The organism is Sphingosinicella soli, assembly GCF_014199685.1.
In the GTDB taxonomy this organism is placed as follows: domain Bacteria; phylum Pseudomonadota; class Alphaproteobacteria; order Sphingomonadales; family Sphingomonadaceae; genus Sphingosinicella; species Sphingosinicella soli.
The window spans coordinates 25,001-31,187 of sequence record NZ_JACHNZ010000047.1 but is presented as its reverse complement, the minus strand read 5'-3'; the positions used below and the strand labels follow the sequence as shown (position 1 = coordinate 31,187).

Below are 6,187 nucleotides of genomic sequence, written 5' to 3'. Positions count from 1 at the left end.
CACCCCATATGAATATGTCTGCAAAATATGGTCCGAGCAGCCAAAACGGTTTATCAGAGAACCGCACCATCAAAACGAGGGACTAAACACCTAGCACAAGGGCATTCCGCGAGATTTCCGGGGGAGTTGCCTATGTCTGGCGTCCTGCCCGCTTCATTCACGCCGAAGCTCATCACCGTGCTTCGCGAAGGCTACGACATTGCACGCCTGCGCGCCGATGCGCTTGCGGGGCTCACCGTCGCGATCGTCGCGCTGCCGCTGGCCATGGCGCTCGGCATCGCGAGCGGCGCTTCGCCCGACAAGGGGCTGGTGACGGCGGTTGTCGCGGGGTTCCTGATTTCGGCGCTCGGCGGATCGCGCACACAGATCGGCGGGCCGACGGGCGCATTCGTGGTCGTCGTATTCAATATCATCGCGCAGCACGGCTATGACGGGCTGGTGCTGGCGACGCTGTTGGCGGGCGCGATTCTGCTCGTGGCGGGCTATGCGCGGCTCGGCAATCTCATCAAGTTCATCCCGCACCCCGTCGTGACCGGCTTCACGGCCGGTATCGCCGTTATCATCGCGGCGACGCAGGTGAAGGACTTTCTCGGCCTGCGCATGGCCGAAGTGCCCGCCGACTTCCTGCCCAAGATCGCCGCTTATGGGCAGGCAATCGGGACCATCGACCTCGCCACGCTCGGCGTCGGCATCGCCGCGCTCGGCATCATCGTCGCGTTGCGCCGCACCGCGCCCAAAGTGCCGGGTTTCCTCGTCGCCGTGGTGGTGACGGCGCTTGCCGTGTCGCTGCTCGGGCTTCCCGTCGATACGGTCGGTTCGCGGTTTCCGGCGATTCCTTCCGGGCTGCCGATGCCGCACATTCCGGCGCTCAGCCTCGACAAGCTCACAGCCGTGCTGCCCGCCGCGTTCACGATCGCCTTCCTCGCAGGGATCGAGGCGCTGCTTTCCGCCGTCGTCGCCGACGGCATGACCGGTTATCGGCACCGCTCCAACCAAGAACTCGTCGGGCAGGGCATAGCCAATCTCGCCTCGGCCCTTTTCGGCGGGCTTCCGGCGACGGGCGCGATCGCGCGCACCGCCACCAACATCCGCGCGGGCGGGCGCACGCCGGTTGCGGGCCTGTTCCACGCGCTGTTCCTGCTGCTGTTCATGGCACTCGGCACCGACCTGATGGGCTATATCCCGATGGCGGCGCTCGCGGCGATCCTGTTCATGGTGGCGTGGGGATGAGCGAGTACGAACGGTTGCTGCGCATTCGCGCGATGCCGGTGGGCGACCGCGTGGTGCTGCTGCTGACCTTCGCGCTCACCGTGCTCGTCGATCTCACCGTGGCGATCGGCGTCGGCGTCACGCTCGCCAGCCTGATGTTCATGGAACGCATGAGCCGCACGGTCGCCGTGACGGTGCGGGAGGTGGAAACCGAGGATGCCCGGCAGCGGGACGACCTGCCGCCGGGCGTCGAGGTGTTCCGTATCACCGGACCGTTCTTCTTCGGCGTCGCGTCCGATCTCGTCGAAACGCTGCGCCGCATCGGCCAGCCGCCGCGCGTCATCATCCTGCGGATGCGCGAGGTGCCGCTGCTCGATGCAAGCGGTGTCGAAGGTATCAAGGATTTCGTGGGCATGGCGCACCGGCACGGCGCCGCAGTGATCTTCGCGAACGTGCAGCCGCAACCCGCGCAGGTGCTTCGCCGGAACGACCTCGGTCCGAAAAGCGGCAAGGTACGCTTCGCGCCCGATTATGCCGCCGCGCTCGCGATGGCCTCAGCCGAAGGCGCGGAGCCGGTCTAACGTCGCCCGCGCCTCGGCGAGTGTGCGCTCAACGATCTCGGCGCAGCTGAGGATCGCATCGACCCCGCCGCCGCCCTGCCCCGCCGCGAGGCACTGCGTGGCCGGGTCGACATCGAGCAGGCCCGCGATCGGTCCCAGCCGGTTCGCCTGCCCCGACTCCATCACCTGTAGCGGGAACGGTTTCAAATCTTCGGGATGCCGATCGAAATATTCGGTCGTTTCGTTGGCGATGGCGCGCAGCGTCTTGCCGGTGAAGCCCCGGCTGATCGTGGTGGACGTGTCGCGCATGGCGACGATCGCGTCCTTGTAGGCTTGGCCCGCGTGCGCCTCGTTGCTGGCGATGAAGCGCGTGCCCATCCACACGCCCTGGCAGCCGAAGGCGAGCGCCGCCGCGAGGCCGCGCCCGTCATAGAGGCCGCCCGCAGCGATCACCGGCACATCCACGGCATCGACGCACTGCGGCCAAAGCGCGGCGCTCGCCACACGGCCGGTGTGGCCGCCGCCCTCCGTACCCTGCGCGATCACCGCGTCGCAGCCCGCCGCCGCCGCCTTCACGGCATGGCCGACCGTGCCGCACATCGACATGACGACGAGGTCCGCGGCCTTGAGTTCGGAGAGTATGGGCGTCGGCACGCCGAGCCCCGCGATGAAGGCCTTCGCGCCTTCCTTGATGATGACATCGACGCTTTCGGTGAGCGTTTCGGGCTGCGCGGCGAGAAGATCGACGCCGAACGGCTTGTCGGTGAGATCCTTCACGCGTTTCATCTGATCACGGATGAACACAGGGCTGGTGCCTGCCATGCCGAGCGTGCCGAAGCCCCCCGCATTCGAAACCGCCGCGCACACCTCCGCATAGGAAACGCCGCCCATGCCCGCGAGCAGGATCGGATGCGCGATGCCGAGCAGATCACAGATCGGGGTGCGAATGGCCATTCAGGGAAACTCCGTGTCGTTTGCCGGATTATGCGGAGGACGCGTCGCGGCGCGTAGCTCGCGCTACTGATAAGGCCGCAGATCGGCGAGGAACCTTTGCACGATTTGGCAATTCAACAGCCATGACCTGGGAGGACATCGCCATACGCCTCGGCGCCGCGACCGTGATCGGTCTGGCGTTCGGCTTTGATCGGGAAATGCGCGGGCACGAGGCGGGATTGCGTACGCACGCGCTTGTGTCGCTCAGCTCGGCGATGATCGTGATTTCGTCGCTGATGATGTTCGAGGCGGTGAAAAGCCCCGAAGCCCAGCCCGATCCACTGCGCGCGATCGAGGGGCTGGCGCAGGCCGTGGGCTTCATCGCGGCGGGGCTGATCTTCGTGCGCGGCGACAAGGTGCGAAACCTGACGACCGCTGCGAACATCTGGCTGTGCGCCGCCGTCGGCATAGCGTGCGGCGCCGGGCAGCTGCCGCTCGTGGTGATCGGCACGCTGCTGGGGCTGACGGTTCTGGTCGTGCTGCGCGTCCTTTACCGGGTGATGCCGGACGCGCAGGAGTGATTATTCGGCATTGATTATTCGGCGGCGACCGCTTCGCCGTAACCGATCATCGCCTTCGTCTCGAGGAACTCGCCGAAGGCATGATCGCCCCATTCGCGGCCGTTACCGGATTGCTTGTAGCCGCCGAAGGGCGCCATCAGATCGCTGCCCGCGCCGTTGATGATGACCTGCCCTGCGCGAAGCTGCCCGGCGATCTCGCGGGCCTTTTCGATATCCTTCGCCTGTACGTAAGCTGCGAGGCCGTAGACGGTGTCGTTGCCCTCTTCGACCGCGCGGTCCAGGCTGTCGTAGCCGAGGATCGCGACGACGGGCCCGAAGATTTCCTCGCGCGCGATCGTCATCGCGTTCGTGACGTTCGCAAACACGGTGGGCTTGACGTAGTAGCCGGTTTCCAGCCCCTCGGGCTTCCCGGTGCCGCCCGCGACGAGTTCGGCACCCTCGTCGATGCCCTTCTGGATCAGGCCCTGGATCTTGGTCCATTGCAGCTCCGACACGACAGGCCCCATGCGCGCGTTGCCGTTGGGGTCGCCGGGGGCCCACGCGTCGGCAGTGGCCTTCGCGACCGTCTTCGCCTCGTCCATGCGGCCGGCGGGGACGAACATGCGCGTCGGCGCGTTGCAGGACTGGCCCGAGTTGGTCATCACGTGCGCGACGCCGCGCTTCACGGCATCACCGAACCCCTCGTCGTCGACCAGGATGTTGGGCGACTTGCCGCCCAGTTCCTGCGCGACGCGCTTCACCGTGGGCGCCGCAGCCTTCGCGACCTCCACGCCCGCGCGCGTCGAACCGGTGAAGCTCACCATATCGACATCGGGATGCGACGAGATCGCCGCGCCCACGGTGGGACCGTCGCCGTTCACGAGATTGTAGACGCCTTTGGGAACGCCCGCCGCGTGAAGAATTTCGGTCCACAGCCACGCCGAGAACGGCGCGATTTCAGACGGTTTCAGCACCATCGTGCAGCCCGTGGCCAGCGCGGGCGCGACCTTGCAGGCGATCTGGTTGATCGGCCAGTTCCAGGGCGTGATGAACCCGCAGACGCCGATCGGCTCCTTCGCGATCATCGTCGTGCCGCGCGGTTCATGGAATTTGTAGGTCTTCAGCACCTCGATCGCGGTGTGGAGATGCCCCGCACCGATTGCGGCCTGCGCGCTTTTCGAAAGCCACGCGGGGGCGCCCATCTCTTCGGTGATCGCTTCGGCCATCTCGCCGCTGCGCCTGGTGTATTCGGCGAGGATCGCCTGCAGAAGTTCAAGCCGCTCGGCGCGGCTGGTGCGCGAAAAGCTGCGGAATGCGGCTTTCGCGGCCTTAACCGCGCGATCGACATCCTCCGCCGAGCCGAGGCTGATGCGTCCGGCGACGGATTCGGTCGCGGGATTGAGGACATCGAGCGTTTTCGCGCTTCCGGCGGGATCGACCCATTCGCCGCCCACATAGAATTTCAGGTAATCACGCATGGCTCGCTCCATCATGTTTGTGGATTTGCAACCGGCTTAGCGCGATTCGGGTACGCTCCGCACCCCTTTCAAGCGGCAGGGGCGCAGCGAAGGCCCCAAAACGAAAAAAACGCCCCGAAGGGCGTTTGTTTTTCGCGAAGTTGGTTGCGGGAGCAGGATTTGAACCTGCGACCTTCAGGTTATGAGCCTGACGAGCTACCGGGCTGCTCCATCCCGCGTCAACCATGTGTCCGACAAAGTCGGGCCTCCAGGTCCGCAAGGCCGATGGCACTTGAGGCCTTTGAACATTGTAAATGGGTTTTTTCTTTCCGTGCGCACCGCCTGCAAAGCCTGGCGGCGACCTACTCTTCCACTGCTTGAGCAGTAGTACCATCGGCGCAGTCTGGTTTCACGGCCGAGTTCGGGATGGGATCGGGTGGGGCACAGACGCTATGGCCACCAAGCTATGAAGGCGGTGCGTACGAAAAGGGTTTTGAAATCGAAGCCGTCGGATCAAAATCCGATCAGCGCTGACGATGATAGTGTGGGCTCTAAGTGCGAACAGAGCAATTAGGACCGGTTAGCTCCACGCGTTACCGCGCTTCCACATCCGGCCTATCAACGTGGTGGTCTTCCACGGCTCGATGATATCTTATCTTGAGGGAGGCTTCCCGCTTAGATGCTTTCAGCGGTTATCCCGTCCATACATAGCTACCCTGCTGCACCGCTGGCGCGATGACAGGTCCACCAGAGGTATGTTCACCCCGGTCCTCTCGTACTAGGGGCAACTCCTCTCAAATATCGACGCCCACGGCAGATAGGGACCAAACTGTCTCACGACGTTCTGAACCCAGCTCACGTACCACTTTAATTGGCGAACAGCCAAACCCTTGGGACCTGCTCCAGCCCCAGGATGTGATGAGCCGACATCGAGGTGCCAAACAACCCCGTCGATATGAGCTCTTGGGGGTTATCAGCCTGTTATCCCCGGCGTACCTTTTATCCGTTGAGCGATGGCCCTTCCACAAGGGACCACCGGATCACTATGACCGACTTTCGTCTCTGCTCGACTTGTCAGTCTCGCAGTCAGGCTGGCTTATGCCATTGCACTCTAACAGACGGTTTCCAACCGTCCTGAGCCAACCATCGCGCGCCTCCGTTACTCTTTAGGAGGCGACCGCCCCAGTCAAACTACCCGCCACAGAGGGTCCCTCGCCCGGTTTCACGGGCGCAGGTTAGACATCAGAAATCAACAGGGTGGTATTTCACCAATGGCTCCACAAGAACTGGCGCCCTTGTTTCAAAGCCTCCCACCTATCCTACACAGTTAATTCCTAATGCCACTCTGAAGCTGCAGTAAAGGTGCACGGGGTCTTTCCGTCTAACCGCGGGTACCCCGCATCTTCACGGGGAATTCAATTTCGCTGAGCAGATGTTGGAGACAGTGGGGAAGTCGTTACGCCATTCG

At 64.0% G+C, this 6,187-nt stretch carries 5 protein-coding genes, 1 tRNA gene and 2 rRNA genes (1 of these 8 only partly in view); 3 read left to right on the top strand and 5 right to left on the bottom strand.

Translation table 11 applies throughout. The features are described from left to right. The first annotated feature begins 132 nt into the window (after positions 1-132). Both GGQ98_RS15940 and GGQ98_RS18515 read left to right on the top strand, forming a co-directional pair. Positions 133-1,230: a SulP family inorganic anion transporter gene (locus GGQ98_RS15940; protein ID WP_243451949.1), complete on the top strand. Its 1,098-nt coding sequence runs from the start codon at positions 133-135 to the stop codon at positions 1,228-1,230. Further along, positions 1,227-1,790, top strand: coding sequence for an STAS domain-containing protein (locus GGQ98_RS18515; protein WP_243451948.1), 564 nt, complete (start codon positions 1,227-1,229; stop codon positions 1,788-1,790). The genes GGQ98_RS15940 and GGQ98_RS18515 overlap by 4 nt, the downstream gene beginning before the upstream one ends. On the opposite strand, the gene GGQ98_RS15935 is transcribed toward GGQ98_RS18515, so the two are convergent. Beyond that, complete coding sequence (locus GGQ98_RS15935) at positions 1,764-2,723, bottom strand: NAD(P)H-dependent flavin oxidoreductase (protein WP_184071290.1); 960 nt, start codon at positions 2,721-2,723, stop codon at positions 1,764-1,766. The two genes, GGQ98_RS18515 and GGQ98_RS15935, sit on opposite strands and share 27 nt — an antisense overlap. A 122-nt stretch (positions 2,724-2,845) precedes the next feature. On the opposite strand from GGQ98_RS15935, the gene GGQ98_RS15930 reads away from it, so the two are divergent. Next, on the top strand, positions 2,846-3,283 hold the full coding sequence (locus tag GGQ98_RS15930) for an MgtC/SapB family protein (protein WP_184071287.1): 438 nt from the start codon (positions 2,846-2,848) through the stop codon (positions 3,281-3,283). A gap of 14 nt (positions 3,284-3,297) precedes the next feature. On the opposite strand, the gene GGQ98_RS15925 is transcribed toward GGQ98_RS15930, so the two are convergent. The 4 genes from GGQ98_RS15925 to GGQ98_RS15910 all read right to left on the bottom strand — a co-directional run. Next, positions 3,298-4,740 (bottom strand): aldehyde dehydrogenase family protein, encoded by a 1,443-nt coding sequence (locus GGQ98_RS15925; protein WP_184071285.1) that lies wholly within the window; start codon positions 4,738-4,740, stop codon positions 3,298-3,300. Between the two features lie 141 nt (positions 4,741-4,881). Beyond that, positions 4,882-4,958: transfer RNA gene (locus tag GGQ98_RS15920), tRNA-Met, on the bottom strand. Between the two features lie 110 nt (positions 4,959-5,068). Further along, positions 5,069-5,183: ribosomal RNA gene (rrf, locus tag GGQ98_RS15915) — 5S ribosomal RNA — on the bottom strand. Positions 5,184-5,270: 87 nt separating this feature from the next. Beyond that, positions 5,271-6,187 (bottom strand): 23S ribosomal RNA (locus GGQ98_RS15910) (it continues 1,875 nt past the right edge of the window).